Below are 26,158 nucleotides of genomic sequence, written 5' to 3' on the forward strand. Positions count from 1 at the left end.
ACAACGCAGCCCACTTTGTATAGCTAAGCTCAAAACGACACAGCATGTGAGGCAACGGCGCCCGCCAGTCGTTCCTTCGATTTTGCGGCCCGGGTGCCGCACAACCTACGAGGCAAGGATGACCACCATCGCCCAATCGACTGCGCTCACTGACCCGCACGATGCGCTCGTGCGCTTGCATCACGCCATCGAAACCCGCCTGGAGGCGTTGCTGCCGGTGGCCGGCGGCGAGCGCGACCTGGTAGCCGCAGCGATGCGTGACTGCACCCTGGCTCCTGGCAAGCGGCTGCGGCCGTTGCTGCTTGTACTCGCCGCAGAAGGGCTGGGAGCCTGCCCCAAGGCGGCTCTGGATGTCGGCTGCGCCGTGGAAATGGTGCATGCCGCCTCGCTGGTACTCGACGACCTGCCGTGCATGGACGACGCCACCCTGCGCCGCGGGCGCGCCGCCTTGCACCTGGCGTTTGGCGAGGATGTCGCGCTGCTGGCGGCTATCGCCCTGTTGTCCCGGGCGTTCGGCCTGGTCGCCAGTGTCGAGGGCGTGGCACCGCTGGTGCGAGCCGATCTGGTGGCGACCCTGGCCGAGGCGATCGGTAGCCAGGGCTTGGTCAAGGGTCAGTTGCAGGACCTGCGCGACGGCGCCTTGCCGCGCAGCGCCGAGCAGATCGCCGAGACCAACCAACTGAAGACCGGGGCATTGTTCGGCGCGATTCTGGCCATGGCGGGGCGCTTGGCCGAAGCGCAGCCTTCGGTGCAAGCGCCGTTGCAGCGGTTTGCCGTCGAGCTGGGCCAAGCCTTCCAGCTGCATGACGATTTGCGCGATGGCGACCCAGGCAACGGCAAGGACCCTGGCCAGGATCATGGCAAGTCGACGATGCTGGCGCTGTGTGGCGAGGCATTGGTGCGCGAACGCTTGCGCACCCATGTGGCGTGTGCAGAGCGGTGCCTGTGGGAGGCATCGCTGGGTGAGCAGCCAATCATGCTGCTGGTGCGCAAGGTGCTCGACTAAGTGGATCAGACCCTGTAGGAGCCTGCACCGCGGTGTCTTCTTCGCGGGGCAAGCCCGCTCCTACAGGACTCCACCGTCGCCCAACCAGCGCCGTAGCTGTAGGAGCGGGCTTGCCCGCGAACACGGGCGCAGCCCGTGCCAGGCTCCGAGGTAGGCTCTTCGCGGGCAAGCCCGCTCTTACAGGCCGATCAATGCGGCGCGCGGGGAATGGTCTTGAGCAGGTCTTCCGGGCTGATGTGGCCTACCACCTGCGCCACCGCGCTGCCTGGAGTCGGCAGGTCGATGATGTGGCTCTTCATCTTGCCGATCACATGCATCTCGCAGGGCTTGCAGTCGAATTTCAAGGTCAATACCTCGTCACCCTGGATCAACTGCATCGGCGCCACCTTGGTGCGCACACCCGTAACCCCCTTGGCCTGCTTGGGGCACAGGTTGAAAGAGAAGCGCAGGCAGTGCTTGGTGATCATCACCGGCACCTCGCCGTGTTCCTCGTGGGCCTCGTAGGCCGCGTCGATCAACTGCACGCCATGGCGATGGTAGAAGTCGCGGGCCTTCTGGTTGTACACGTTGGCCAGGAACGACAGGTGCGACTCCGGGTACACCGGCGGTGGCGTGGTCTCGGCCTTGCGCCCGCCGCGCGGGTGCGCCTTGACCCGCGCCTCGGTCAGGGCCTCGATGGCTTCACGGCGCAGGGCCTTGAGCTGCGAGTTGGGGATGAAGAACGCCTGCGGTGCATCCAGCTCGATGGCGCTGGCATGGTATTGGGTAGTGCCCAGTTGGCCGAGCAGGTCGCGCAGTTGATCCAGTGCCTGCTGGGGTTTGTTGGCCACGCCGAACGGGCCATCCAGGGCCACCTGCACGCTGACGCCTTCCTCGCTGATGGCGGTCAGTGCCAAGCGTTGCTCGCGCAGCACGGCCTGCCATTGCACGCCGACCCGGCGTTCGGCCGAGGTACGCTGCAGGGCCTGTTGCCAGTTGTGGTCGAGGTTACGCGATAGCGGGTGATTCGGGCGCAGCTTGTGCAGCCCTTCGGGCATCTCGTTGGGCTCGACGCGATAGCGGTAGCGCTTCTGGCCGTCTTCGTCGAATTCACCACGAGGCTCGGCGATGTTGGCACGGAACCCGACCACTTCGCGCTTGACCAGCACGTTGAGGCCGTCGCCATTGGTCAGCGGCACTTCGGTGACCACCAGCATGTCGCGCTTGCCGACCTTTTCCACCACGCCCACGGGCAGGCCGGTAAAGGTCGGGGAGTCGAACGCGCCGATGTCGACCTTGCGTTCACTGACGAAATAGTCGGTGCTGCCGCGGTGGAAGGTCTTGTCCGGGTCGGGCACGAAGAAGTGTTCGGTACGGCCGCTGGAGGCTCGGGCCAGTTCCGGGCGGCCTTCGAGGATGGCGTCGAGCTGCTGGCGGTAGTGGGCGGTGATGTTCTTCACATAGCCCATGTCCTTGTAGCGACCCTCGATCTTGAACGAGCGCACGCCGGCATCCACCAAGTCAGCCAGGTTGGCGGTCTGGTTGTTGTCCTTCATCGACAGCAGGTGTTTCTCGAAGGCGACCACACGGCCCTGGTCGTCCTTGAGGGTGTATGGCAGGCGGCAGGCCTGGGAACAGTCGCCACGGTTGGCGCTGCGGCCGGTCTGGGCATGGGAGATGTTGCACTGGCCGGAGAAGGCCACACACAACGCGCCATGGATGAAGAACTCGATGGCGGCGTCGGTCTCGGCGGCGATGGTGCGAATCTGCTGCAGGTTCAGCTCACGAGCCAGCACCAGCTGGGAGAAACCGGCCTGGTCGAGGAATTTTGCCCGCTCCAGGGTGCGAATGTCGGTCTGGGTACTGGCATGCAGCTCGATCGGCGGAATGTCCAGCTCCATCACGCCCAGGTCCTGGACGATCAAGGCGTCGACACCGGCGTCGTACAGCTGATGAATCAGCTTGCGCGCAGGTTCCAGCTCGTTGTCGTGGAGGATGGTGTTGATGGTGGTGAAGATGCGTGCATGGTAGCGACGGGCGAACTCGACCAGCTCGGCGATCTCGCCGACTTCATTGCAGGCGTTGTGGCGCGCGCCGAAGCTCGGGCCGCCGATGTAGATGGCGTCAGCGCCGTGCAGGATCGCCTCGCGAGCGATGGCGACGTCACGGGCAGGGCTGAGCAGTTCCAGGTGATTCTTTGGAAGGGACATATCGTTATGGTTTCGGGCGGTCACGGTTTAGGGCGGCATTGTAGCGGTGAAATGGGTTGGTGGCACCTTTGACTACCAAGAGGTGGGTGGCCTGTGCCGGCCCTTTCACCAAGGATCAAAGGCTGATCCCCTTCAAACACTCCACCAACCGCAATGCCGCCGGCGACAGGCTGCTCTCGCTGCGGGTGATCACCCCCAGCTCCCGTTCCAGGCCAGGCTCGGGCAGATACCTACGTACCAGGCGCCGCTCTCCGTCATCCGCCGACTCCGGCAGTAACGCGATACCCAAGCCATTGCGCACCAGCGCCAATACCGTGGACATGTAGTTGGCTTCCATGGCCACCCGCAAGGTCAACCCACGCGCCTGGAAAACCTGCTCGATCTGCGCCCGCACGCTGCTGTCGCGGCCAGTGAGGATCATCGGTTGCCCGTGCAGGTCGGCAAGGTGCAACTCGCCGCTGGCCAGCGGGTGCCCCGCAGGCACGAACAGGCACAGGCGGTCGTGCAGCAACGGGCTGAAAGACAGCCCATGGCCAAGCTTGGCGCGCACCCCCAGGCCGAAATCGACATCACCCTCGCGTACCCGCTCGGTGATGCGCTCGGCCACCAGATCACGCAGGCGCACTTCGATGCCGGGGTAGTGCTGGCGGAACACTGCCAGGCGTTCGGCCAGGGCGCCGGCACACAGCGAGGGCAGGGCGGCCACGCTGATCACGCCACGGCGCACGGCGGCCAGGTCCTGGCTGGCATTGACGATGTTACCCAGGTCGAGCAGCAGCTTCTCCATCGCCGGCAACGCCTCACGCCCAGCTGCGGTCAGGGCCACATGACGCGGGCTGCGTTCCAGCAACTCTACGCCCAACCAGCCTTCGAGCTGGCGGATCTGCACGGTCAGCGCCGAGGGCGAGAGGTGCAGGTCGTCGGCAGCGCGGGCGAAGTTGCCGCGCTGAGCGACGGTGATGAAGGCACGGATGTGTTGCAGGGCATTCTTCATTTTGTTTTTTCGAACGTGATCGTCGTTAAATTGCAATTTACACGTAAGCCAGCCGTTCCCGATACTCCAGCCAACAACAAAAAACACAAGCTGGAGTCGCCCATGCTCGCCCTATACGGCGTCATTACCATTCTGTCTCTGCTCGTTGCAGTCATGAGCAAACGCATTTCACCGCTGGTAGCGCTGATCGCCTTTCCCGTAATCGCTGCCCTGGTGGCCGGCTTCGGCCTGCAGACCAGTGGATTCATCCTCACCGGCATCAAGAATGTCGCCCCAGTGGTGGGCATGTTCATTTTCGCCATCCTGTTCTTCGGCGTGATGACCGACGCCGGTATGCTCGACCCGATCATCGACCGCATCCTGCGTGCCGTCGGCACTCGGCCCACGCGTATCGTCTGCGGTACCGCGCTGCTGGCCCTACTGGTGCACCTCGACGGTTCGGGCGCGGTTACCTTCCTGGTCACAGTGCCGGCAATGCTGCCGTTGTATACCCGCCTGGGCATCGACCGCCGTGTATTGGCCTGCGTCGCGGCGATGGCCGCCGGGGTCAATTTCCTGCCTTGGACCGGCCCGGTGCTGCGCTCCTCCGCTGCCCTGCACGTGCCGGTGGCGGACTTGTTCCAACCCTTGATCCCGGTGCAAGTGGTGGGCCTGGCGTTCGTCTTCGCCTGCGCCTGGTGGCTGGGCCGGCGTGAGGAAAAACGCCTGGGGCTGATGGCCGGCAGTGATGTCGCCGCGCCGCAGCGGGTACTGAGCGCCGAGGAACAGGCCTTGCGCCGCCCGCGCATGTTCTGGCCGAACCTGTTGCTGACCGTGCTGGTGATGGCCGTGATGATCGCCGGGTGGGTCGATCCGGTGGTGATGTTCATGCTCGGCACCGTGGCGGCGCTGTGCCTGAACTACCCCCGCGTCGACCATCAGCGCGAACGCATCGATGCCCACGCCAAGACCGCGCTGACCATGGCCAGCATCCTCCTGGCTGCAGGTGTGTTCACCGGCATCATGCAGGGCACCGGCATGCTCAAGGCCATGGCCGAGGTAGCTGTGCAGCAGATCCCGCCAGGGCACGGCAAGCTGATCCCGGCGCTGGTGGGCTTCGTGTCGATGCCCTTGAGCCTGCTGTTCGACCCCGATTCGTTCTACTTCGGGGTGATGCCGGTGATCGCCGAAGTCGGCCGCTCGCTCGGCGTGGACCCGGTACAGGTGGCCCAGGCTTCGCTGTTGGGCGTGCACACCACCGGCTTCCCGGTCAGCCCGCTGACCCCTGCGACCTTCCTGCTGGTTGGCCTGTGCAAGCTGGAGCTGGCCGACCACCAACGTTTCACCCTGCCATTACTGTTTGCCGCGTCGGTGCTGATGACCCTGACCGCGCTGGCACTGGGAGTATTCTGAAGATGAACACCCTGCGCATCGGCGCCGGCGCCGGTTACTCCGGCGACCGTGTGGAGCCTGCCGTCGAACTGGCCCGTGACGGCCAACTGGATTATCTGATTTTCGAATGCCTGGCCGAGCGGACCATCGCCTTGGCGCAGCAGGCGCGCCTGGCCGACCCCGAGGCCGGATTCGACCCCTTGCTGGCCACGCGCATGCGTGCAGTGCTGCCCTTCGTTCGCCAGGGTGGCCGGCGGCTGCGCATCATCAGCAACATGGGCGCCGCCAACCCTCGCGGTGCCGCGCGCCAGGTGCTGGCCATCGCCGCCGAGCTCGGCCTAGGTGGGCTCAAAGTGGCGGCGGTGGAGGGCGACGATGTGCTCGCCGTACTGCGCGAGCACCCACACTGGCAACTGGACAATGGCCTGAGCGTGGCGGCCCTGGGCGAACGCATGGTTTCGGCCAATGCCTACCTTGGGGTCGAAGGCATTCTCCAGGCGCTGGCCCAGGATGCCGATGTGGTGATCACCGGGCGCGTCGCCGACCCTTCGTTATTCCTCGCGCCACAGCTGCATGCCTTCGGCTGGGCGGCGGACGATTGGCTGCGCCGTGGCCGTGGCACGCTCACCGGGCATTTGCTCGAATGCGCAGGGCAAGTCAGCGGCGGCTATTTCGCCGACCCCGGCGTGAAGGATGTGCCAGATCTCGCACGGCTGGGCTTTCCGCTCGCCGAGATCGATGCCGATGGCCAGGCACGTATCACCAAGGTCGCCGGCAGTGGCGGGCGCATCGATGTGGCGACCTGCACCGAGCAGTTGCTGTACGAGGTGCACGACCCGCGCTGCTACCTGACGCCCGATGTGGTGGCGGACTTTTCCGGCGTGCACTTTGCCTTGCAGGGCGCGGACTCGGTAGCGGTCAGCGGCGCCACCGGGACTCAGCGCCCCGAGCAACTGAAAGTGACCGTTGGCTACCGCGACGGCTGGATCGGCGAAGGGCAGATTTCCTATGGCGGCCCCAATGCGCTGGCCCGGGCGCGCCTGGCCGGGCAGATCGTCGAGCAACGGCTGGCCTTGACCGGCGTGCCGGTCGAGGAGCTGCGTTGTGAACTGATGGGCGTCGATTCGCTGCACGGCAGTGATTTCTGCCAGCCTGGCGAGCCTTGGGAGGTGCGTTTGCGTGTGGCCGGTCGCTGCGCCACGCGGGCGGCAGCCCAGGCCTTGGCCAACGAAGTGGAGACCTTGTACACCAACGGCCCGGCCGGTGGCGGTGGCGCCACCCGCCAGGTACGCGAAGTGCTGGCGGTAGCGAGCCTGTACCTGCCGCGTGAGTTCGCCATTGCCCAAGTCCATCTGGAGGTCTGCCCATGACCGTTGCCTTGCATGAAATTGCCCACACCCGAACCGGGGACAAGGGTGATACCTCGAATATTTCCTTGGTTGCCTATCGCACGGAGGACTATGCCGTGCTGTTGCGTGAGGTCACGGCGGAGAAGGTCGAGGCCTGGTTCGCCCATTTGCGCGATGCCGATGCAGGGCCGGTACGGCGCTACGAGATGCCGCAGTTGCAGGCGCTGAACTTCGTGTTGCCGGGGCTGCTGCGCGGTGGCGTGACGCGGTCGCTGGCCCTGGATGCACATGGCAAGTGCCTGGGGGCGGCTGTGTTGCGGATGCAGGTGCAGCGCTAGGCGGGGGATTGTCAGGGCCGCTGCGCGGCCCTATCGCGACACAAGGCCGCTCCCACAAGGTCTCAGGAACAGCGCAAAACCTGTTGTGGGAGCGGCCTTGTGTCGCGATAGGGGCGCAAAGCGCCCCCACTGTCAGAACTGGTATTCCAGCCCAGCCCCCGCATACCAGGACCGCCCCGGCGCGGCCTCGTAATAGCGCCCATTGCTGTCCCCGACGATCACCGAGCCGACGTACTGGCGATCCAGCAGGTTGTCCAGCCGCACCAACTGGTGGAAGGTCCACGGCCCGTAGTGCTGCTCGAAGCGGGTACGCCAGTTGAACACGGCATAGCTGGGCGCGACATGCTGGTCATTGGTGTCCTCGACATAGACTTTGCTCCGGTACTGCCCCTCCAGCCCCATGCTGACGCCGTCGCGCGGCTTCCACACCAACTCGCCGAACAAGCTGCTCTGCGGCACGCCTGGCAGGTGGTTGCCCTTGTCGATGGTCGTCGTGCCCTGGTTGAAGTCTTCGTCATAGGTGGCATCGAGCACGGTATAGGCGAGGTTGGCCTGCCACTGTGCGTTCAACTCACGCTGTACGCTCAGTTCGAAACCGCGGCGCAGCGTCTTGCCGGCGTTGCGATAGCTGGTGCGCCCACCTTCCGAGGCAACGACGACGATCTCGTCCTTGGTGCGGATCTCGAAGATCGCGGCGTTGATCCGGGTGCGTTCATCCGGGCGCGCCTTCAGGCCCAGCTCGTACTGGGTGCTGGTGGCTGGATCCAGGCCGAAGTTGAAGCCCTCCACCGCGCCCGGGGCATAGGCCATCTCGGCCTGGGTCGGGGTCTCGAAAGCCTTGCCGGCACTGACGTAGCCGTGCAGGTCCGGCGTGAAGGCGTACATCACCGACAAGGTCGGCGTGGTGCGCTGGTATTTCTTCGAACCACTGGAGTCGCCGTTGGCCAGGTAGTGGTCGTCGACCTCCATCTTCATGGTGCTATGACGCAGGCCCGCGTCCACCGTCCAGCGGTCCAGCTCCCAGTGGGCCTGGATATAAGGGTCGAGGCTGGTGGCGGTGTCCTTTTCCTTGCGTCGCAACTCGCCCTTGACGCCCAGAGTGTCGCCGCTGAAGTTCTGGTAGCCGCGACGGTCGTCGGTGCTGCGGTCGTAGTCGGCGCCGACGGTCACGGTGAGGTTGCCGGGCGCGGCGGTGATGGGCTGGATCCAGCGCAACGTGCCGCCGTGGAATTCACGGTCGAAGTCGACCACGCCACCGCCACGTTCGTTGGCGGGATTGGGCGAACCGGAGGCGGTAAACCTCGGAATCGATAGATACTGAATTACGCTGCGCTTGCCGCCATAAAGGTTGAACTGGAGAGTTGCATCACCAAACGCGCGCTCGTAGTTCATGCCCAACTGCTGGTGATGAATGCTCTTGCGTGTGTTGTACTCCTCGGCTCGCTCGGACACCGACCTCGGGTCATGCTTGTACGCCTCCCACGTTTGCCCAAGCGGATCCTCAGTGCCGTTCTGTTCCAGCGTACTGAGGATCAGCGCCAGGCGGCTGTCCTCGTCGGGCCGCACGTGCACCTTGGCGAAGGTCTGGTCGCGGCGGGCGGAGCTATGGTCGCGGTAGCCATCGGTGTCCATCCGCGAGGCGTCTACCAGGAAGCCGGCCTTATCGTCGCCGCCCTCGCTGTAGACGTGGTTCTTGTTGAAACCATCGCTGCCGAAGGTGGTTTCGGCCCCCACCTTCGGTGGCCCGGCGCCATCGCGGGAAAACATCTGGATGACGCCGCCGGCATTGCTGCCGTAGATGGCCGAGGCCGGGCCGCGCAAGACTTCGATGCGGTCGGCCACATCCAGGTTCAAGGTGGCGGCCTGGCCTTGACCGTCCGGCGTACTGGCCGGGATCCCATCGCTGAGCAATTTGATGCCGCGCACGCCGAATGCCGAGCGGGCGCCGTAGCCCCGCGAGGATATCTGCAGGTCCTGGGCATAGTTCTGGCGGTTTTGCACCACCAACCCCGGTACCCGGTTGAGCGCTTCCGACAGGTTCACGCCCAACTGGCCATCGGCGATCTGCGCTCGGTCGACCGTGTCGATCGAGTACGGCAGGTCAAAGGTCGGGTTGGGCACATAGGTGCCGGTGATCACCACCGGCTCCAGCAACTGGAAACTGCCGGGAGCCTCGGCCTGTGCCAGGGAGCACAGGCCGAGGCCCGGGAGCAGGGCGGTCAGCGCCTTGCGGCGAAAAAAGGTAGCGGGCATGGGGTAGCGTCCTGCTCGTGCAGCATTCCTGGAATCGGCTCAGGCCTTGGCAGCCATCGCGGTCACTTCCACGCGCATGCCTTCGTACGCCAGCGAAGCCACGCCAACGGCAGCACGTACTGGCCAGGGTTTGCTGAAGAAGCGCTGGTAAACCTCGTTGAACGCGGCGCGGTCGGCCATGTCGGTGAGGTAGATGGTCAGGTGCAGCACGCGGTCCATGCTGCTACCGGCCTTCTCCAGCGCATCCTTGAGGGCCTGCAGGGTGCATTCGCACTGGGTGACGATGTCGCCCAACTCCAGGTTGCCGTCAGCGCGGATCGGCACCTGGGTGGTGACCAGAATGCCGTTGAATTCGGCGACGTCGGACGAAATGGACTCGGCGTCGGAGTCAGGAGTAAAGGTGATGCCTGCGTTTGCCATAGGTCGTTTTGCCTTGCGACGTAAGAAAAGTGCAAGCCTACGCGAGCGCAGCGGGTGGGTCGAGCGCAACGGCCGGGCGAAGGTGCCGCTGGGCCATCGAGCATTGTAATGGCCGGCCCTGGAGGTCAGAATCGCGGCCGATTGTGACGCAAGGGGTTTACGTTGAACGAACAGACATTGTCGATGCGTCTGGAGCGGGTGGCGGCGCATGTGCCGCAGGGCGCGCGCCTGGCCGATATCGGCTCGGACCATGGCTACCTGCCAGTGGCGTTGCGCCTGCGTGGGGTCATCGAGGCAGCAGTGGCGGGTGAAGTGGCGCAGACGCCATTCGCTTCGGCCCAGCGCACGGTGCGAGAGAACGGCCTGCAGGCTTGCATCAGCGTACGCCTGGCCGATGGCCTGGCGGCCATCGAGGCGGGTGATCGGATTACCGCCATCACCTTCTGCGGCATGGGCGGCCAGACCATTCGCGATATCCTCGAGCGTGGCCGACAGTCTCTCAACGGCCGCGAGCGGTTGATCCTGCAGCCCAATGGCGATGAGCGCGAACTGCGTGAATGGCTGGCGGCAAACGGCTACCGCATCGTCAGCGAGGAGCTGCTGCGCGAACACCGTTTCGATTACGAGATCATCGTCGCCGAGCCTGGCGAGGGGGCAGCCTACAGCGAGCAGGAGCTGTATTTCGGCCCAGTCTTGCTACGCCAGCGCAGCCCCGCGTTCTTGAACAAATGGCAACGCATGCTGCGTCAGAAACAACAGACCTTGGCTAATTTCAAACGCGCCCGGGAGGCAGTGCCGGAGCACAAGACCCGCGATTTCGAGCGGCAGGTCAGCTGGATCAGCGAGGTCCTGGCCTGAGTTACAGGCGCGAGCAGTTACCCATTTCCTTGTAGGCTATTTCGTGGGTTTCACCCTGATGGTCGACGTAGACCATGTGCGTGGTGCCCACTTCGCAATCGGCAGCGTTGCTGTCTGGCGTGATGGATACGACCTTGGCGACATCCACCGGCATGCCGTATTGATAGTTGCTGGTCTCCACTGCCTGGCTGGCGGGTTCGGCAGCGAGTGCAGCGAACGAGGAGAGGGTGGCAGACAGGGCAAGGAAAGCGATCGAACGTTTCATGACGGGCTCCTTTTTTTGTGTGTGTCTTATGATGTATTCATTGGTCATCCACAATAAATGGGCTATGCCGTGATAGATTCCTGCCTTTGGCGTAAGAATAAAACGAGGATTCCAGCCTGATGGATATGTTGCACGCCATGCGCACCTTCGCCCGGGTTATCGAGTGCGGCAGCTTCGCCGCTGCTGCCAATGCCCTGGATATCTCTGCGGCGCAGGTTTCCAGGATTGTCGCGGAGCTTGAAAACCAACTTCAGACCCGCTTGCTGCATCGCACCACGCGGCGTTTGCGCATGAGCGAGGCGGGGGAGCGATTTCTCGAGCGGGCGCGGCAGATCATGCTGCTGACCGAAGAAGCCGTGGACGAGGCCCGGGGTGCGCACCTGACGCCGCGCGGGCGCTTGCGTCTGCACTGCCCGCATGGCCTGGGCATGCTGCTGATGCCGCTGGTGGCTGGCTACAACGCCCTGTGCCCCGAGGTGGTGGTGGAGTTGACGCTGTCGCAGCGCAATCCCGATCCGCTGGCCGAAGGGCATGACGTGGTCATCACGGTGGACGAAGCGCTGCCCGACTCGCAGCTGATTGCCGTGCCGCTGGGCAATATCTTCAGTATTCCTTGCGCAGCGCCCAGCTATCTGGAGGCCCATGGCGTGCCGGAGCGTCCGCAAGACTTGCACGAGCACCGCTGCCTGCGCATGGCGTACCCGATGTATGAAGGGGATTGGGTGTTCGCCCAGGGTGTGGACCAGTGCGTGATCGCCCCGCATGACAGCTTCCTGACCAATGTCGCCGACGCCATGCTGGTGGCCAGCGAGTTGGGCATGGGCATAGGTCTGTTGCCGTTCTATACCGCCAGCCAGGCCATCGAGCAGGGCCGCTTGCGCCGTTTGCTGGCGCCGTACCGGCTGCGCGAGAGCATGCTGTATGCGATCTACCCGTCGCGGCATTACCTGGATGCCAAGGTGCGCACCTGGATCGACTACCTCAAGGAACAATTACCAGCGCTGTTCAAGGGCCATGAGCAGGTGGTGGACGACGAGCGTTACTGGCGGTAAGTGACCGGCGCTGTTTGGCACGGGCATGGCCCGTGCCAAACACGTCAATGCCCATAGCGCCCCACCAGGCTCTGCGCCGCCAACGCATGCCCCTGCAACGCTTCGAGCAGCCCCTGGCGATCCAGCCCTTCGGGCAGACTGCCCGGTGCGAGGTCGGTAGCGATCAGGGTCAAGGCATAATGGTGCGGGTTGTCGCCTGCCGGCGGGCAAGGTCCACGGTAGGCGAGGGTGCCACGCGAGTTACGTCCCACCGTCGCGGCCTGCGAGGTCTGCCCCGCAGCCCCTTCGGGTAACCCGTCCGATTGCGGATCGATGTTGTAGGCGATCCAATGAACCACGCCCAGGCCCTTGCCGCCGTCGGGGTCGAACATCACCAGCGCCAGCGAGCGTGTACCTTGCGGCGGATTCTCCCAGCTCAATTGCGGCGTCAGCTCCTGACCGCTGCCGCAAGCCGGATCAGGCCCGACCTGTCGCAGGCCGATCATGCCGCCATCGGTGAACGACGTCGAACTGATCGCCAGGGCGCCAGCGGAGGTGTCCTCGTCGAAGTTCGCTGCCACCGCGCAACAGGGCAGCAGGGCAGCGAGCAGCCAGGGCTTGAGGGTCATGGCGTGTCCTTGCATCAACCGGGTCAATGAGCGCCAGTGTAGACCAGCCCCTGTCAGCGGCTGTCCTGATCCTCGGCGGTGCCGCCCGAGGCACCGGCGCCGGAGCCCGTGGCTTCGCCGGTACTGTTGGAGCCGCCAGCCGCGCCGTCGGCACCATCGTTATTGCTGCCGGTGTCGGCGCTGTCGTTGTCGCCAGTACCGCCCGGGGTATTGACGCTGCTACCTTCACCGGCGGTCTTGCCTGGCGTCGGGTCGCTCGATTGCGTGGCATTGGGTCGGGTATCGGTGCTGCCTTCGCCGGCGGCGAAGCTGGCCGCCGAGGTCAAGCCGAGGGCCAGGGCAAGGCTGAGCGAAAGCGGGCGAATGCGGATCATGGTCAATCTCCTATGGGAATGATCTGTCATTCGTTGGGCCTTGGGTTGATGGCCCAGTGCCGCTTGACCGACGGGCGGTCATGAAAAGGGCCGCGATCGCGGCCCTTTCTTTACGACCGTGTCGGTCAAGGATGCTCGGCACGCGCCGCTGTCTGCGGCGGGATTTCCTCTGCCGGCTCCAAGGGCGGGTGCTCCTGGGCTGCGTGCATCAGGTCCTCGGTCACGCGCAGTTCGGCACCGGTAGGCGAGAAGGTCGCGGTGGCGGCGAACGGTGCCGGGTGTTCGGCTTTCGGACGCTTGCCGCGGCGCCACAGGAAAAAGCCGAACATCGCCCCGTTGATCACGGTGAATGCCCAGAACAGCCCGACCTCGCCGTAGGAGGTCATCACCGGCGAAATGGCCAGCGGTGCCAACGCCGAGCCCAGCGAGTTGATCAGCAACAGGCCTTGGATCATCGGCACCAGCGCGTCGGAGGGCGCCCGGTCGGCGGCGCTGCTGACCGCTACCGGGTACAGCGCGAACACGCCACCGCCTAGCAGGAACAGCATCGCCGGCAACAGCATCGAGTTGGCCGGCAGCAGCACGATGATCACCGACAGCACGGTGCACAACGCCGCCAGTGCGATCAGCACGTCCTGCCGGTCCCTGCGGTCGGACCAGCGGCCCACCGGATACTGCAGGAGCATCGCGCCCAGGATCACCCAGGCCATCATGTTGCCGATCTCGCCCACGTCCATGCCGATGCGCTGCAGGTACAACGGCAGCAGGGCGTAGATACCGGCAATCGCCGCGCCCGAGCCAAAGCAGCCGACCAGCCCGGTTGGTGCGACGCCCAGCAGTTGGCGTGGCTTCAACGGCTCGACCTGCTCCAGCAGTGGCGATACCTGCGGCAGGATCACGATCGGCATTACCGACAGCGCGGCGAGCATGCCGGCGACCATGAACGGCGCAGTCGCGCCCCAGCCGGTGATTTCGCCCAGGGTGGCCTGGGCGATCACGCCGGCACCGTAGAAAGCGATCATGTACAACGCCAGCAGGCGGCCACGGATCTTCGCGTCGCCGGCCAGCAGCAGCCAGCTCTCGATCACCAGGAACACGCCCACCGTGGCCCAGCCGTTGATCAGGCGCAGGGCGATCCACCAGGTGGTGTCGTAGAACAGGCCTTGGGCCAGGATGGTCGCGGCGATCAGCGAGGCGAAACTGCTGTAGGCGCGGATATGGCCGATGCGCAGGATCAAGCGGTCGTTGAACACGGCGCCCAGGGTCAGGCCGATGAAATAGGCCGACGAGACGATACCGATCATGGTCGCCGATTCACCGGCGGCGCCCAGGCGCAGGGTGGTCAGGGACGACATGAAGCCATTGCCCAGGGCGATGATGAACAGCCCGAGCAGGGGTGCCAGCGCCATGGCCAGCAAACGCGGAGACATAGTTACCTCGAATTGGTTAAGACGGGATGAGCGCCTCTTCGAACACGCACGGCGCACCGGGCCATGGAGGGCCGGTGGGCTGCACGGGTGTGCCTGGGCTGGATGCGACCTGGGCAAGACTCAACCGCTAAACCTGTCAGGAAGTAGGTCGGGCGGGGTCGGTTGAGCCTATTGCACATGTGCGGGCATGTGTTCAGGCACGGACTCTGTCGTTGCTGCCGGTTGCCACCGTTCAAGGCGACGGGCGAAAAGGAGGCGCGATTCTAAGCCCTGAAATCGATTTGCCCAAGGGGCTGGCGCCTGCGACGAGACGCCGCACGCCGCAATGTCGCTGTTTCATGGCCGGGGCAGGCAAGTAGATGGCGGCTGCGGCCACATAAGCCTGCCCACGCCGGGCATGCCTGCGGCATAATGTCGCATTTCCATGGAGGGCAAGGTTCATGCTGGCTTCGCTGTCGGCCATTCTGGCACCCGTGTTCATCGTTGCCGGCATAGGCTATCTCTGGGCGCGGAAGGGGTTCGACTACCCGACTGAGTTCGTCGCACGCATGGTCATGACCGTGGGCACGCCTTCGCTGGTGCTCTCGACGCTGAGCCGCACTGCGTTGCAGGCCGATGCCTTTCTCGGCATGGCCGGCGCGTGCAGCCTCTGCCTGGTCGGCATGGCCCTGGTGGGCTGGGGGGTCTGCCGGGTGTCCGGGCAACCGTGGCGGGTATTGTTGCCGGCATTCATGTTTCCCAATACCGGCAACATGGGGCTGCCGATCAGCCTGTACGCCTTCGGCGAGCACGGGCTGGCGCTGGCGGTGGCGTTCTTCCTGACGTTGTCGGTGTTCCAGTTCACCCTGGGGCTGGCCATTTCCGGCACTGCCGCCTCGCTCAAGGCATTTGCGCGCAACCCCATCGTCATCAGCCTGGCTGGGGCGTTGCCGATCATCTTCCTCGACGTCGAGTTGCCGCGCTGGCTGGCCAATACCGTGGATTTGCTTGGCGGCATGAGTATTCCCCTGATGTTGCTGACCCTCGGCGTGTCGCTGGCCAGCCTGCGTCTGCGGCACGTTGGCAGTGGCCTGTTGTTGGGCGGCCTGCGTATCGTGCTGGGCGCGGCGGTAGGTTGGGTGGTTGGCCAGGTGCTGGGCATGGGCGAGTTGGAGCGTGCGGTGTTGATGGTGCAGTCGTCGATGCCGGTAGCGGTGTTCAACTACCTCATGGCGGTGCGCGCCAATCGGGCGCCGGAGCAAGTGGCGAACCTGGTGATGTGCTCGACGGTGCTGTCGTTCGCCTGGTTGCCGCTGGTGCTGTCGTGGAGCCTATGACGGCTCCAGACGTAGCGGCAGGTGGTTTGGGGGGCTAGCGCGTGACCAGGCGCTCATGTACCCAACCAGCGTCGGTCAGCACCATGGCGTGGGTTTCCTTGACCGGTTTCTCGCCGCTGGCGACGGCCTTGTTCAGCTCGGCGATCCCGGCGCGCACATTCTGGTTGGCAGCCCATTGCGGCAAGCCGACGACCTTGTAGGCGTAGGTGACTTGCGAGGTTTCTCGACCATTGCTTTGCATCGGCTCGCTGAACTGCTCCACCGCCGTGACCTGGGCCTTGCCGAAGCACAGGCCGCCGGCGGCCTTGCCATCAGGCAGGTTGCCGACATTGGCCTTGTAGTACTTGCGGCCTTCGTCGGTCAGGTCGTAGGCGTAGTAGATGTCGGTGCGGGCAGGTTGCCACAGGCGGGCCGGTACCTCGGTGCGGGAGATTTCCTTTTCGCTGACCACACCGACCTGGGCCAGGGCGTGCAAGGCCTTGTTGGTGCCGTTGACGTCGAAGTCCTGGGTCTGGGTGGGAAACGCACTGATCACGAAACAGTGGGGATATTGCGTGTCGAGGTAGGCCTGGGCGGCCGATTGGAACGTGGCCTTGTTGGGCTGCTCGGTGCCGGAGCAGCCTGCCAGCGCCGATAACAGCGCAAGGGGTACGATCTTCCTGTGCATGGTGAAGCGTCCTTGGATTGCCGAAAGTGTTGCGGTGGACGGAATTAGACCCCACGCGCTAGAGCGGCGCAATCATGGCAGGACGGCATCTGCGCTGAACGCGCCGAGGCTGCGTGGCGTTGCCTTCGCGGGGCAAGCCCGCTCCCACAGGACCTCCACTGATACCATGGCCGGTGCCGTGCCTGTGGGAGCGGGCTTGCCCCGCGAAGGAGGCGATGCGGTAACGAGCGACTTACGGATTCGGCACATCCCGGCTGCGCAATTTTTCAGGCAGGGCGAACATCAGCAGCAGCGCCGTCACCACACAGGCCCCGGCGATCAGGTACAGCGCCGGCGTAGTCGTGCCGGTCAGGTCGCGGATACGCCCCACCAGCACCGGGCTGACGATGCCGCCCAACTGGCCCATGGTGTTGATCAGCGCGATCCCTCCCGCAGCCCCTGCACCAGCGCCGGCCAGCAGTTTCGGTGGCAGCGCGCAGAAGCTCGGGATCGATGCGACCACCCCAGCGCCCAGCAGGCCCAAGGAAATGAGCAGCAACGGCGTGTTGTCATCGAACAGGCCGGCGCACAGGAAGCCCACCGCGCCCAGGGCAATCAATCCGGCAGTGAACCAGCGCCGCTCGCCCGTGGCATCGGACAATCGCCCACACACGATCATAGCGATGGCGCCGCAGATGTACGGCACGGCGGTGAGCAGGCCAATCACCGTAGGGTTTTCGGTGCCCGCGCTGCGAATCAGCTGAGGCGCCCAGAAGTTCAGGCCATAGGATGCGATCTGGATCAGGAAGTAGATAAGCCCCAGGGTCAGGAAGCCGGGAATGCGGATCGCCTGCAACAGCGAGCCCTGGCCATGGCCGGCCTGTGGCGGGTCGATGCGCGATAGCAGCAGGCGTTTTTCGCTGGCATCGAGCCAGCCGGCATCCTCGATACGGTCCTTGAGCAGGGTCAGCACCAACAGGCCCAAGGCCACGCACGGCACCCCGCCGAGCAGGAACAGCCAGTGCCAGCCGCGCATCTGCAAGGCGCCATCCAGGTGGCCCAGCACCAGGCCGGAGACTGGCGCGCCGACCAAACCGGCGAACGCCGAGGCAAGAAACAGCAACGAGGTGATGCGGCCCCGGTAGTGGCGCGGGAACCACAGCGTCAGGTAGTACAGCACGCCGGGCGCAAAACCGGCTTCCATCGCACCAATGACGAAGCGCAGGGCATAGAACTGCCATTCGGTGGTGACGAACACCATTGCCGCCGTGGCCAGGCCCCATGAAATCATGATCCGGGCGATCCAGCGGCGTGCGCCGACCTTGTACAGCATCAGGTTGCTGGGCACCTCGAACAGCACGTAGCCGACCACGAACAGGCTCGCGCCGAGGCCATAGGCGGTGTCACTGAAACCCAGGTCGGTCTGCAGCTGGAACTTGGCGAAGCTGATATTGATGCGGTCGAAGAAGGCGAACAGGTAACAGATCATGATCAGCGGCATCAGGCGCCAGGCGACTTTGCGGATCAGGGCTTTTTCATTGTCGGCCACGCCATCGGCGGCCGACTGCAGAGCAGTAAGACTCATGGGTAGTTTCTCCAGTCGGGCCACCCGTGGGCGGCCCTGTTGTTCTTGTTTTCTGGCGAGGGCAAGCCCCCGATCTACAGCGGTGAATCAGGCTGGCAGGCCAGCTGGCAGCGGGTGCAGGTCGCAGTTGCGGCCAGCTTTGGCCAGTTGCCCGGGGACTTCGTGGCCGAGCAGCGCGGGCAGCCCGCGCGACAAGGCCAGCAGGCCGTCGAGGTCGATACCGGTGGCGATGCCGGTTTCGATGCACAGGTTGACCAGGTCTTCGCTGCAGATGTTGCCCGAGGCCCCCGGGGCGAACGGGCAGCCGCCCAGCCCGCCGAGCGCGGCATCGAAACGCCGGGCACCGGCTTCGAAGGCGGCCAGTACGTTGCACAACCCAAGGCCGCGAGTGTTGTGAAAGTGCAAGGTGAGCATCGCCGCTGGCAGGCGCTCCAGGCTACGCCGGACCAAGCGTTCGACCTGACGCGGGTTGGCCATGCCGGTGGTGTCGGCCAGGGTCACGCCCTGCACGCCAAGTTCCAGGTAGGCATCGAGCAGGCGCAATACCTGGTCTTCTTCGATACGCCCCTCGAAGGGGCAGCCAAAGGCGGTGGCCACCGTGGCGTTGAGGCTCACCGATCGGCCCTGCACCGCCTGGACGATATCGCCGAAGCCGGCCAGGGACTGTTCGCGGCGCATGCGCATGTTCGCCAGGTTGTGCGACTGGCTGGCGGACAGCACCATGTTCAATTCGTCGGCGCCAGCCGCCAGGGCCCGTTCCGCGCCTTTGAGATTAGGAATCAGCGCCACGTAGACCACGCCCGGTGCTCGCTGGATGCCGCGGAACACCTCGTCGCCATCGCGCAGCGCGGGAATCGCCTTGGGGGACACGAACGAGCCCGCCTCGATACGGCTGAAGCCCAGTTGCGACAGGCCATCGATCAACTTGATCTTGTCTTCGCTGGGCACCCAGGTGGGCTCGATCTGCAGGCCGTCACGCGGGGCGACTTCCTGGATCAACATGCGGTCGGGGTTGGCAGGGATCATTGCACCACCCCCTGTGCCCGCAGTTGGGCGATCCGTTCGGCATCCAGGCCAAGGCCGCCGAGCAGCGCGTCGGTATGCTCGCCCAGCGCCGGGCCCTGCCAGTCGACTCGCCCCGGGGTGGCGGAGAGCTTGGGCACGATGCCCGGCATGCGCACCTGTGTGCCATCCGGCAACTGGCTGTCGAGCAGCATGCCGCGGGCATTGTAGTGCGGGTCGTTGACGATATCGGCCACCGAGTAGATGCGCCCGGCGGGTACTTCTGCCACTTCCAGCGCGGCCAGCACCTGGTCGATGCCATGGCGGCGGGTCCAGGTTTCGATGGCGTCGTCGAGCAATGCGGACTGCGCGGCGCGGCCATCGTTGTGGGCGAATTCTGGCGCTTCGCCCAGTTCCGGGCGGCCGATGGCCTGCATCAGACGACGGAAGATCGGGTCGCTGTTGCCGGCGATGACCACGAAAGCACCATCGGCGGTGCGGTAGGTGTTGGACGGTGCGATACCCGGAAGCGAGCCGCCGCTGCGCTCGCGGACATGGCCGAGCAGGTCGTACTCGGGCACCAGGCTTTCCATCAGGTTGAACACGCTTTCTACCAACGACACGTCGACCACCTGGCCGACGCCGCCATTGGCGCGTACGTTGAACAGCGAGAGCAGGGCGCCCATCACCGCGTGCAGCGAGGCCAGCGAATCACCCAGGCTCACCCCGGCGCGGGCCGGTGCCGAGCCTTGTTCGCCAGTGGTATAGCGGATACCGCCCATGGCTTCGCCGATCGCGCCGAAACCGGGGCGGTCGCGGTACGGGCCGCTCTGGCCGTAGCCGGAAATGCGCACCAGGGTGAGTTTGGGGTTGAGCGCGTGCAGCACGTCCCAGCCCAGGCCGAGTTTTTCCAGGGCACCGGGGCGCAGGTTCTCGATCAACACGTCGGTTTCGGCCAGCAGGCGTTTGACGATGTCGAGGCCTTCAGCGGCCTTGAGGTCGAGCGCCAGCGACTTCTTGTTGCGCGATTGCAGGTACCACCAGAGCGAGGTGCCCTCGTGCAGCTTTCGCCACTTGCGAAGGGGGTCGCCCTGGCCCAGGGCTTCGATCTTGATGACTTCGGCGCCGAACTCACCGAGCAGGCGAGCGGCGAAGGGGGCGGCGATCAGGGTGCCGATTTCCAGGACCCTTATACCTTCGAGCGGAGCAGGCATGCTGCGTACCTCTTTGTTCTTGGACTTTGAGGTAGAGCCTAAGCAGCCGCCGCTTACCGCACCACTCCTGTGTTGGCAACAACCCTTCGCCAAACGCGAAGGCTGGCTCAGGGTTGTGCAGCGCTTAGGTGCTCGAACAGCAGGCGGCTCACCGGCGACAGGGCCTCGCGCTCACGCGCCACCAGCAGCAACTCGCGCTCGGCCCACTCGTCCTGCAAGGCCACTGCATGCAGCCCCAGCGCCGCGCCGAACAATTCGAAGGCCTTGCGCGGCAGGATGCCGACGCCCATATCGGCCTGTACCATGCGGCACACCGCGTCGAAGCTCGGCACATGGATGCGCAGGCGCAGTACCTTGCCGGCCCGGCGTGCCGCCTCGACGCTGCGCATGTTGATCGAGCTGGCGGCATGCAGCCCGACGAAGTCGTTGTCCAGGGTGTCGCTGAACGCCACCTGGCGGGCCTCGGCCAACGGATGCCCGGCGCGCACCACCAGCACCAGCTGGTCGCGCTTGTAGCACACGGTGTGCAGCCCGCGCGTATCGCAATCGCTGGAGCAGATGCCAAGGTCTGCGACGCCGTCGAGCAGCCCCTGGACCACACCGTTGCTCGGCCGCTCCTCGAGCTCGACCTTGATCCGCTCGTGGCGCGCGGAGAACTCGGCCAGGTCCTCGGGCAGGAATTGGATGATCGCCGACAGGTTGGCCAGCATCCGTACATAGCCGCGCACCCCTTGCAGGTGTTCACCCAGTTCCAGGCCGATCTTCTCCAGGTTGAACAACATGCGCCGGGCATGGTGCAGCAGCGTTTCGCCGGCGGGCGTCAGCTGCATGCCACGTGCCTGGCGGGCGAACAGCGGCGTGCCCAGTGCGCTCTCGAGCTCGTTGAGGCGCTTGCTCGCCGCCGACAGCGCGATCGCCTCACGGGTGGCGGCGCGGGTCAGGCTACCTTCCTCATGGATGGCCACGAACAGCTGCAGGGTCACCAGGTCGAGGCGGCGGATCAGGTTGTTCAGTTGCATGGCGCGGTTTTCATGGTTGGGCCGTCGGTTGCACACGGGTATCGATGCTCACCACCACCGACATGCCTGGGCGTAGGTGACGGGCGTCGGCCTGATCGGCATCGACGGTAATGCGCACCGGAATGCGCTGGGCGATCTTGACGAAGTTACCGGTGGCATTGTCCGACTGCAGCAGGGCGAATTCCGAACCGGTGGCGGGCGATATCTGCTGCACATGGCCGTGCAGTTTCAGGTGATTCAGCGCATCCACGGTGAACGATACCGGCTGGCCGATGCGCACGTTGGCCATCTGGGTTTCTTTCATGTTGGCGATCACCCACAGGGTATCCGGCACCAGCGCCATCAACTGCGCGCCGGAGTTGACGTAGGCCCCCAGGCGCGTGCCGATCTGGCCGAGCTGGCCGTCCCGCGGGGCGGTGACCCGGGTATTGTCCAGGTCGATGCGCGCCAGTTCCACTGCCGCCTTGGCGTTTTCCACCGCAGCTTCCAGGGAGGCGCGATTGACCACCACGGTCTCGCGGTCCTGGCGGGCGATTTCCAGCGCCGCCTTGGCCTGGGCCAGGCTGGCCACGGCTGCAGCCTGGTTCGCGCGGCTCAGGTCGAGTTCGCTGCGCGATACCGAGCCGTCGGTGACCAGCGCCTGGTTGCGACGCAGGTCCGCACTGGCCTTGCTGGCCTGGGCTGCGGCGTCGTCGATGGCCGCACGGCGTTGCGCGATGGTGGCATCGGCGCTGTTGCGTTGCTGCAGGTTATTGGCCAGGGCTGCCCGTTGCTGCTGCAACTGGGCGATGGCCTGGGCCAGACGCTGCTTGTAGATCCGATCATCGAGCTGCACCAGCAGGTCGCCTGCCTTGACGAACTGGAAGTCGTGCACTGGCACGTCGACGATGTAGCCGGCCAGTTGCGGGCCGATGATGGTCACCTGGCCGCGCACCAGGGCGTTCTCGGTGCTTTCGATGGCGCTGCTGAAGGGCGGCAGGCGCCAGGCGTACAGCACCAGCAGGATGCCGGCCAGGGCCACGGCGGCGAAGGTCAGCGAAGACAGGATGCGCACCCGCCGCGAGCGCGGCGGCGGGCCGGGTTGGCTGGGCACTGGGCTGCCTTCCGGGGTGTCGGCGATGGCGTTGGTGGTCGTGGTACGGGTTTCTTCGGTCATCGGGTGGCAGCGCCGCTGGTGGTATCGGAGGAGGCGGCCTGGCGGGAGGCGTACCAGAGCCAGGTGCCGCGCATGAAAATCCAGATCATGGTGAGCACGGCGATGCTGCCGATCAACATGAACACATCGTTGTAGGCCAGCACGTTGGCTTCGCGGGTGGCTGCGGTGGCCAGCAGGCGGGTGCCGGCTTCGCTGCGCAAGGCCGGGTCTGCGAGGATACCGGCATAGCCCGCGCCGCCGCTTTGCACGCGCGCGCTGACCAGCGGCTCGAGGTAGCTGAGCTGCTCGGTGAGGTGGCTGGAGTGAAATTTTTCCCGCCAGGTCTGGAACGTGCCCAGCAGGGCCGCGCCGATCAGGCCGCCGAGGTTGTTGCAGATCCCGAACAGTACCGAGAAGCTCACCAGATTACGTGGATTGGTGCGTACATGGCTCATGCCCAGGACCATCGCAGGGCCGAGGAAGAACGTGCTGCCGAATGCCAGCAGGAATTGGCTCAGGTACATCTGTTGCGGCCGCGTCAGGTTGCTCGAACTGCTGTCCATGAACGCGCCCGTGGCCATGGCCAGCAGCGAGAACGCCAGGGGCATCATCAGGTGCTGCGGGCTGATGGTTAGCGCGCTGATGGCAAGGCCTGTCAAGGCGCCGAGCAGCATCACCGCGTAGAGCGAGCGCATCTGTTCGCTGCCCATGTTCAGCGCCTGCAGGAAACCTACCGCGCCTGTCGACTGTTCGGAGGTGACCATGCGGATCAGCACCACGCACAAGGCCAGGCGCAATACTGCGCCGCTGCCCAGCCAGTGAGTCATCAACAGCGGGTTACTGCGGTTGTGCTCGATGGCCAGGCCGGTGAGCAGCAAGGCGATGGCCGACGCCAGTGCGATGCCGATCCACGGCGCTTCCAGCCACCAGTCGATGCGCCCCAGCGACAGCACCGCGCAGAGCAGTGCAGTGCCGCCGGCGATCAACGTGAAGGTCAGGAAGTCCAGGCGCTCGAACGTTTTGTAGCGGTCTCCCGGTGGCAGCTTGAGCAACAGTACGCAGCCTAGCGCCGTCAGTGCCAGGCCTAGTTCGAACAGGTACAGGCCGCGCCATTCGGCGATCAGCAGCAAGTCCTCGGAGAATATCCGCGCCAACGGCAGTGCCAACTGCGATGCCCCGAGCCCGAGCACCACGGCCTTGATGCGCCAACGCTCGGGGAAGGCCTGGATCATGTAGTACAAGCCCAACGAACTCAGCGCTGCGCCCACCATGCCGTGGGCCGCACGCACGGCGATGGCCGAATTGAGGTCGTTGACGAACAGGTGGGCAAAGGTAACCAAGGCGTACAGCACCAGGAACACCTCGGTGAAGGCACGCAGGCCGAACTGTTGGCGAAACTTCACCAGCAACAGGTTGATCGAGACGTTGGTCATCACGTAGGCGGCGGGCAGCCAGGCCATTTCCGCGCTGGTGGCACCGAGGGCGCCCTGGAGAAACACCAGGTTGGCGGTGACCAGGGCGTTGCCCAGCCCACCGGTGATCGCCACCAGCAACCCGACCACACCGAAGGCCAGGCGTTTGGCCGTGCTGTGCAGGGGCGTCGAGGGCGAACCGGGTAGGGTGGGTTTTTCGTGGGGAAGCCACGCTCGCGGGGTGTATTTGTCCATGCAGCGAACTTTATCCGAGCGCCGCGTGGCTGCCTATGGGGTCAGCCCAGTAACAGCCCAAGCTCGCTGGGCACCCGGCCAGTCCAGCGCTTGAACGAGCGGCGGAAGTTGGTGTTGTCGTTGAAACCCAGGTATTGCGCGACTTCGTCGTTGCCATAACCCTTGATCTGATACAGGTACAACGCCAAGTCCCGGCGTACCAGGTCCAGCTGTTCCTGAAAATGCGTGCCATGCCGGGCCAGCCGCCGCTTGAACGACGCGGGGCTGTTACCGAACGCCGCGGCCACACGTTCCAGGTTCAACGGCTGGCGGATCAGCCCGAGCAGATGCGCGTGCAAGCAGTCGAGAAAGCTGCTGTGCCAGCCCCAGGCCGCCAACTGTGCCTCGCAGGCCTGGCGAGCGACTTGCTGGGCGGTGGAGCCGGCAGCGGGCCAGGGTTGCAGCAGGTATTCGCGGGGCAGGCTCATCACCGTCGACGGACAGTCGAAGCTCAGCGCATCGCCCAGATGTACCCAGTATTGCTCCACATACTCAGGTTCGGCATGGGCGAACTGGAAGCGCCAGGGCAATTTGACCTGCTGTTGACGCCGGGCCAGTGCCACCACCGCAGTCATGCTGGCTTCGAGCAGGAACACCCGGTGCTCATCGACCGCGCAGCTTTCGCGCCAGTGCAGGTGCAGGTAGCGGTCGTCCAGGTGCAGCACTGGCGACAGCAGCGGCGATAGCAGGGTCCGATATTGACCGATTCGCTCCAAGGCCTGGAGCAGATGGTCGGCCTGCTCCAGCAGCAGGCTGGCCGGCCCATAGTGCCCGGGCCACAGGCGTTGGCCATAGAGAAAGCTGCTGTCGGCGGCGTCCAGCAGACGCTGGGCGTTGCCGATCAGGCGCAGGAACTGGTGCGGGCTGATCACCACGTTGCCGGTGATGATGTCGTCATAGAACAGCTCGCAGCCGCGCAGCAGGTGGTGCGTGTCGATACCCCGCGAGCGGGCCAGGTCGATGAGCCCCGCTGGCAGGTGGTGGGCGGCAATGAAACGGCTGTCGCCTTCGTAGCCGTTCATGCGCTGCGTACCTGGCGCGGCTTGGCTCGGCTCAACGCCAGGTTGAGGCGCCTGAGCAACTGCGCCGGGTCTTCTTCCAAGGCCATTACAGTGGCGACCGTGGCAGACAGTTGCAGGCGTTCGCCATGACGGTGGCTGCGGTGGGCGAGGTGGGTCACGCTCAGGCGCAGGTCTTCGGCGATGGCCTGGGCCTGGCGCTCGCCAGTGTTGGGCAGCACCGCGACGAAGCGGTCGCCAGCCAGGCGACAGAGCATGTCCTGCTGGCGCAGGTTGAGCAACAGCAACTGGGCGACAACTTGCAGCACCTGGTCGCCTTCGTCCTGGCCGTATCGCAGGTTGATCTCACTGAAGCTGTCCAGGTCGATGGCCACCAGCGACAGCGGTTGCTGCTCACCCGCCGCCTGCAGCAGCGCCTGCTGCAAGTGCTGGCGCAGATACTGGGCGCCGGCCAGCGGGGTCAACTTGTCGAACAGGCGGTGTTCACGAAACAACTGCTCGCGCTTGCGCATCTGTTCGGTAATGGCGCGTTGTTCCTGCTGCAGGTGGTACATGCCGAGGGTCATCAGCAACATGCCGACCGGCATCGGCGCGGTTTCCAGCCAGTTGTCCCAGACCGCCTCGGGCGCCAGGCGGATGAACTCGTCGAGGGTATCCATCCACATCGAAAAGGCGATGCAACATAGCCCCAGCGACAGCAGGCGGGTGACCCGCCCGGCCGGACGTCCGCGCAGCAGCATCACCAGCCAGCCGCAGAGAATCAGGCAGGTACCGCCTTCGCCGGCGACGTCCATCCAGTTGATCTCGGCCCAGGTCTTGAGGGTTCCGGCCGCCAGGTAGATGAGCAGACCGCAGTTGGCCGCCACGACCAGCCCGGCCAGGGTCAGTCCGTGCTGTTTGAGTAAGGGGGCGAGACGCATGTGCGGAGCATCCTTCTTCGGTGTCGTCGAGGCCGACGCTGGCTTGCCTGTTGCGCAGGCGTTTTGCGCAGCATGCAGCGCGTTTATCT

24 protein-coding genes are annotated in these 26,158 nt (G+C 65.1%); 7 read left to right on the forward strand and 17 right to left on the reverse strand.

The genetic code is table 11. From position 1 onward, the window contains the following. Nucleotides 1-118 precede the first annotated feature (118 nt). Nucleotides 119-1,006, forward strand: a complete 888-nt coding sequence (locus E6B08_RS13590; protein ID WP_136914487.1) for a polyprenyl synthetase family protein — start codon at nucleotides 119-121, stop codon at nucleotides 1,004-1,006. Nucleotides 1,007-1,194: 188 nt separating this feature from the next. Here the strand turns inward: E6B08_RS13590 and E6B08_RS13595 are convergent, their stop codons facing one another. Together E6B08_RS13595 and E6B08_RS13600 are read right to left on the reverse strand one after the other, a co-directional pair. After that, nucleotides 1,195-3,195, reverse strand: a complete 2,001-nt coding sequence (locus E6B08_RS13595; RefSeq protein ID WP_136914488.1) for a peptidase U32 family protein — start codon at nucleotides 3,193-3,195, stop codon at nucleotides 1,195-1,197. Between the two features lie 115 nt (nucleotides 3,196-3,310). Beyond that, complete coding sequence (locus E6B08_RS13600; RefSeq protein ID WP_136914489.1) at nucleotides 3,311-4,189, reverse strand: LysR family transcriptional regulator; 879 nt, start codon at nucleotides 4,187-4,189, stop codon at nucleotides 3,311-3,313. Between the two features lie 102 nt (nucleotides 4,190-4,291). Between E6B08_RS13600 and E6B08_RS13605 the strand changes: the two genes are divergently transcribed. Genes E6B08_RS13605 through E6B08_RS13615 form a run of 3 tightly spaced genes read left to right on the forward strand, consistent with a single transcriptional unit; the run spans nucleotide 4,292 to nucleotide 7,247 of the window. Then, entirely contained in the window at nucleotides 4,292-5,581 is a 1,290-nt protein-coding gene (locus E6B08_RS13605; RefSeq protein ID WP_136914490.1) for a CitMHS family transporter, read from the forward strand. 2 nt (nucleotides 5,582-5,583) lie between these two features. Next, complete coding sequence (locus E6B08_RS13610) at nucleotides 5,584-6,930, forward strand: acyclic terpene utilization AtuA family protein (RefSeq protein ID WP_136914491.1); 1,347 nt, start codon at nucleotides 5,584-5,586, stop codon at nucleotides 6,928-6,930. Further along, on the forward strand, nucleotides 6,927-7,247 hold the full coding sequence (locus E6B08_RS13615; RefSeq protein WP_136914492.1) for a hypothetical protein: 321 nt from the start codon (nucleotides 6,927-6,929) through the stop codon (nucleotides 7,245-7,247). Before E6B08_RS13610 ends, E6B08_RS13615 begins: the two co-directional genes overlap by 4 nt. Before the next feature lie 132 nt (nucleotides 7,248-7,379). Here the strand turns inward: E6B08_RS13615 and E6B08_RS13620 are convergent, their stop codons facing one another. Next, on the reverse strand, nucleotides 7,380-9,500 hold the full coding sequence (locus E6B08_RS13620; RefSeq protein ID WP_136914493.1) for a TonB-dependent receptor family protein: 2,121 nt from the start codon (nucleotides 9,498-9,500) through the stop codon (nucleotides 7,380-7,382). 39 nt (nucleotides 9,501-9,539) lie between these two features. Next, entirely contained in the window at nucleotides 9,540-9,920 is a 381-nt protein-coding gene (locus tag E6B08_RS13625) for a RidA family protein (RefSeq protein WP_136914494.1), read from the reverse strand. 162 nt (nucleotides 9,921-10,082) lie between these two features. Between E6B08_RS13625 and E6B08_RS13630 the strand changes: the two genes are divergently transcribed. Continuing rightward, the gene (locus E6B08_RS13630) at nucleotides 10,083-10,778 is read left to right on the forward strand and encodes a tRNA (adenine(22)-N(1))-methyltransferase (protein ID WP_136914495.1); all 696 of its coding nucleotides are present in this window, start codon (nucleotides 10,083-10,085) and stop codon (nucleotides 10,776-10,778) included. A gap of 1 nt (nucleotide 10,779) precedes the next feature. Here the strand turns inward: E6B08_RS13630 and E6B08_RS13635 are convergent, their stop codons facing one another. Further along, nucleotides 10,780-11,043: a DUF2790 domain-containing protein gene (locus E6B08_RS13635; protein ID WP_136914496.1), complete on the reverse strand. Its 264-nt coding sequence runs from the start codon at nucleotides 11,041-11,043 to the stop codon at nucleotides 10,780-10,782. Between the two features lie 119 nt (nucleotides 11,044-11,162). Here E6B08_RS13635 and E6B08_RS13640 point away from each other — a divergent pair, with 119 nt between their 5' ends. Continuing rightward, nucleotides 11,163-12,095 (forward strand): LysR family transcriptional regulator, encoded by a 933-nt coding sequence (locus E6B08_RS13640; protein ID WP_136914497.1) that lies wholly within the window; start codon nucleotides 11,163-11,165, stop codon nucleotides 12,093-12,095. A 44-nt stretch (nucleotides 12,096-12,139) separates the two neighbouring features. Here E6B08_RS13640 and E6B08_RS13645 read toward each other — a convergent pair whose 3' ends face one another. From E6B08_RS13645 to E6B08_RS13655, 3 genes are all read right to left on the reverse strand, one after another. Beyond that, nucleotides 12,140-12,703, reverse strand: a complete 564-nt coding sequence (locus E6B08_RS13645) for a YbhB/YbcL family Raf kinase inhibitor-like protein (RefSeq protein WP_136914498.1) — start codon at nucleotides 12,701-12,703, stop codon at nucleotides 12,140-12,142. Nucleotides 12,704-12,756: 53 nt separating this feature from the next. After that, nucleotides 12,757-13,077 carry a hypothetical protein gene (locus E6B08_RS13650; protein ID WP_136914499.1) on the reverse strand — a complete coding sequence of 107 codons (321 nt, stop codon included), beginning with the start codon at nucleotides 13,075-13,077 and terminating at the stop codon, nucleotides 12,757-12,759. Between the two features lie 125 nt (nucleotides 13,078-13,202). Continuing rightward, the gene (locus tag E6B08_RS13655; protein ID WP_136914500.1) at nucleotides 13,203-14,507 is read right to left on the reverse strand and encodes an MFS transporter; all 1,305 of its coding nucleotides are present in this window, start codon (nucleotides 14,505-14,507) and stop codon (nucleotides 13,203-13,205) included. Between the two features lie 440 nt (nucleotides 14,508-14,947). Between E6B08_RS13655 and E6B08_RS13660 the strand changes: the two genes are divergently transcribed. Further along, complete coding sequence (locus E6B08_RS13660) at nucleotides 14,948-15,823, forward strand: AEC family transporter (protein WP_136914501.1); 876 nt, start codon at nucleotides 14,948-14,950, stop codon at nucleotides 15,821-15,823. 34 nt (nucleotides 15,824-15,857) lie between these two features. Here E6B08_RS13660 and E6B08_RS13665 read toward each other — a convergent pair whose 3' ends face one another. The 9 genes from E6B08_RS13665 to E6B08_RS13705 form a co-directional block, all read right to left on the reverse strand. After that, on the reverse strand, nucleotides 15,858-16,490 hold the full coding sequence (locus E6B08_RS13665; protein WP_136914502.1) for a hypothetical protein: 633 nt from the start codon (nucleotides 16,488-16,490) through the stop codon (nucleotides 15,858-15,860). Between the two features lie 232 nt (nucleotides 16,491-16,722). After that, nucleotides 16,723-18,054, reverse strand: a complete 1,332-nt coding sequence (locus E6B08_RS13670; RefSeq protein ID WP_136914503.1) for an MFS transporter — start codon at nucleotides 18,052-18,054, stop codon at nucleotides 16,723-16,725. Between the two features lie 87 nt (nucleotides 18,055-18,141). Next, nucleotides 18,142-19,080: a hydroxymethylglutaryl-CoA lyase gene (locus tag E6B08_RS13675; RefSeq protein ID WP_136914504.1), complete on the reverse strand. Its 939-nt coding sequence runs from the start codon at nucleotides 19,078-19,080 to the stop codon at nucleotides 18,142-18,144. Next, entirely contained in the window at nucleotides 19,077-20,270 is a 1,194-nt protein-coding gene (locus E6B08_RS13680; RefSeq protein WP_136914505.1) for a CaiB/BaiF CoA transferase family protein, read from the reverse strand. The genes E6B08_RS13675 and E6B08_RS13680 overlap by 4 nt, the downstream gene beginning before the upstream one ends. A 107-nt stretch (nucleotides 20,271-20,377) precedes the next feature. Next, nucleotides 20,378-21,289, reverse strand: a complete 912-nt coding sequence (locus E6B08_RS13685; RefSeq protein WP_136914506.1) for a LysR family transcriptional regulator — start codon at nucleotides 21,287-21,289, stop codon at nucleotides 20,378-20,380. Between the two features lie 10 nt (nucleotides 21,290-21,299). Continuing rightward, on the reverse strand, nucleotides 21,300-22,445 hold the full coding sequence (locus E6B08_RS13690; RefSeq protein ID WP_136914507.1) for an HlyD family secretion protein: 1,146 nt from the start codon (nucleotides 22,443-22,445) through the stop codon (nucleotides 21,300-21,302). Beyond that, nucleotides 22,442-24,091: an MFS transporter gene (locus tag E6B08_RS13695; protein ID WP_136914508.1), complete on the reverse strand. Its 1,650-nt coding sequence runs from the start codon at nucleotides 24,089-24,091 to the stop codon at nucleotides 22,442-22,444. Before E6B08_RS13695 ends, E6B08_RS13690 begins: the two co-directional genes overlap by 4 nt. Nucleotides 24,092-24,132: 41 nt before the next feature. Continuing rightward, nucleotides 24,133-25,152, reverse strand: coding sequence for an AraC family transcriptional regulator ligand-binding domain-containing protein (locus E6B08_RS13700; RefSeq protein WP_136914509.1), 1,020 nt, complete (start codon nucleotides 25,150-25,152; stop codon nucleotides 24,133-24,135). Beyond that, a complete protein-coding gene (locus E6B08_RS13705; RefSeq protein WP_136914510.1) occupies nucleotides 25,149-26,069 on the reverse strand; it encodes a GGDEF domain-containing protein in 921 nt (306 codons plus the stop codon). The genes E6B08_RS13700 and E6B08_RS13705 overlap by 4 nt, the downstream gene beginning before the upstream one ends. Nucleotides 26,070-26,158: the final 89 nt, after the last annotated feature.

It is taken from the genome of Pseudomonas putida (assembly GCF_005080685.1).
GTDB classification, from domain to species: Bacteria; Pseudomonadota; Gammaproteobacteria; order Pseudomonadales; family Pseudomonadaceae; genus Aquipseudomonas; species Aquipseudomonas putida_V.

Bases quoted from the DNA above. Each gene is read 5' to 3' on its own strand.
- E6B08_RS13590 (WP_136914487.1), top strand. From the start codon at position 119: ATGACCACCATCGCCCAATCGACTGCGCTCACTGACCCGCACGATGCG.
- E6B08_RS13595 (WP_136914488.1), bottom strand. From the start codon at position 3,195: ATGTCCCTTCCAAAGAATCACCTGGAACTGCTCAGCCCTGCCCGTGAC.
- E6B08_RS13600 (WP_136914489.1), bottom strand. From the start codon at position 4,189: ATGAAGAATGCCCTGCAACACATCCGTGCCTTCATCACCGTCGCTCAG.
- E6B08_RS13605 (WP_136914490.1), top strand. From the start codon at position 4,292: ATGCTCGCCCTATACGGCGTCATTACCATTCTGTCTCTGCTCGTTGCA.
- E6B08_RS13610 (WP_136914491.1), top strand. From the start codon at position 5,584: ATGAACACCCTGCGCATCGGCGCCGGCGCCGGTTACTCCGGCGACCGT.
- E6B08_RS13615 (WP_136914492.1), top strand. From the start codon at position 6,927: ATGACCGTTGCCTTGCATGAAATTGCCCACACCCGAACCGGGGACAAG.
- E6B08_RS13620 (WP_136914493.1), bottom strand. From the start codon at position 9,500: ATGCCCGCTACCTTTTTTCGCCGCAAGGCGCTGACCGCCCTGCTCCCG.
- E6B08_RS13625 (WP_136914494.1), bottom strand. From the start codon at position 9,920: ATGGCAAACGCAGGCATCACCTTTACTCCTGACTCCGACGCCGAGTCC.
- E6B08_RS13635 (WP_136914496.1), bottom strand. From the start codon at position 11,043: ATGAAACGTTCGATCGCTTTCCTTGCCCTGTCTGCCACCCTCTCCTCG.
- E6B08_RS13640 (WP_136914497.1), top strand. From the start codon at position 11,163: ATGGATATGTTGCACGCCATGCGCACCTTCGCCCGGGTTATCGAGTGC.
- E6B08_RS13645 (WP_136914498.1), bottom strand. From the start codon at position 12,703: ATGACCCTCAAGCCCTGGCTGCTCGCTGCCCTGCTGCCCTGTTGCGCG.
- E6B08_RS13650 (WP_136914499.1), bottom strand. From the start codon at position 13,077: ATGATCCGCATTCGCCCGCTTTCGCTCAGCCTTGCCCTGGCCCTCGGC.
- E6B08_RS13655 (WP_136914500.1), bottom strand. From the start codon at position 14,507: ATGTCTCCGCGTTTGCTGGCCATGGCGCTGGCACCCCTGCTCGGGCTG.
- E6B08_RS13660 (WP_136914501.1), top strand. From the start codon at position 14,948: ATGCTGGCTTCGCTGTCGGCCATTCTGGCACCCGTGTTCATCGTTGCC.
- E6B08_RS13665 (WP_136914502.1), bottom strand. From the start codon at position 16,490: ATGCACAGGAAGATCGTACCCCTTGCGCTGTTATCGGCGCTGGCAGGC.
- E6B08_RS13670 (WP_136914503.1), bottom strand. From the start codon at position 18,054: ATGAGTCTTACTGCTCTGCAGTCGGCCGCCGATGGCGTGGCCGACAAT.
- E6B08_RS13675 (WP_136914504.1), bottom strand. From the start codon at position 19,080: ATGATCCCTGCCAACCCCGACCGCATGTTGATCCAGGAAGTCGCCCCG.
- E6B08_RS13680 (WP_136914505.1), bottom strand. From the start codon at position 20,270: ATGCCTGCTCCGCTCGAAGGTATAAGGGTCCTGGAAATCGGCACCCTG.
- E6B08_RS13685 (WP_136914506.1), bottom strand. From the start codon at position 21,289: ATGCAACTGAACAACCTGATCCGCCGCCTCGACCTGGTGACCCTGCAG.
- E6B08_RS13690 (WP_136914507.1), bottom strand. From the start codon at position 22,445: ATGACCGAAGAAACCCGTACCACGACCACCAACGCCATCGCCGACACC.
- E6B08_RS13695 (WP_136914508.1), bottom strand. From the start codon at position 24,091: ATGGACAAATACACCCCGCGAGCGTGGCTTCCCCACGAAAAACCCACC.
- E6B08_RS13700 (WP_136914509.1), bottom strand. From the start codon at position 25,152: ATGAACGGCTACGAAGGCGACAGCCGTTTCATTGCCGCCCACCACCTG.
- E6B08_RS13705 (WP_136914510.1), bottom strand. From the start codon at position 26,069: ATGCGTCTCGCCCCCTTACTCAAACAGCACGGACTGACCCTGGCCGGG.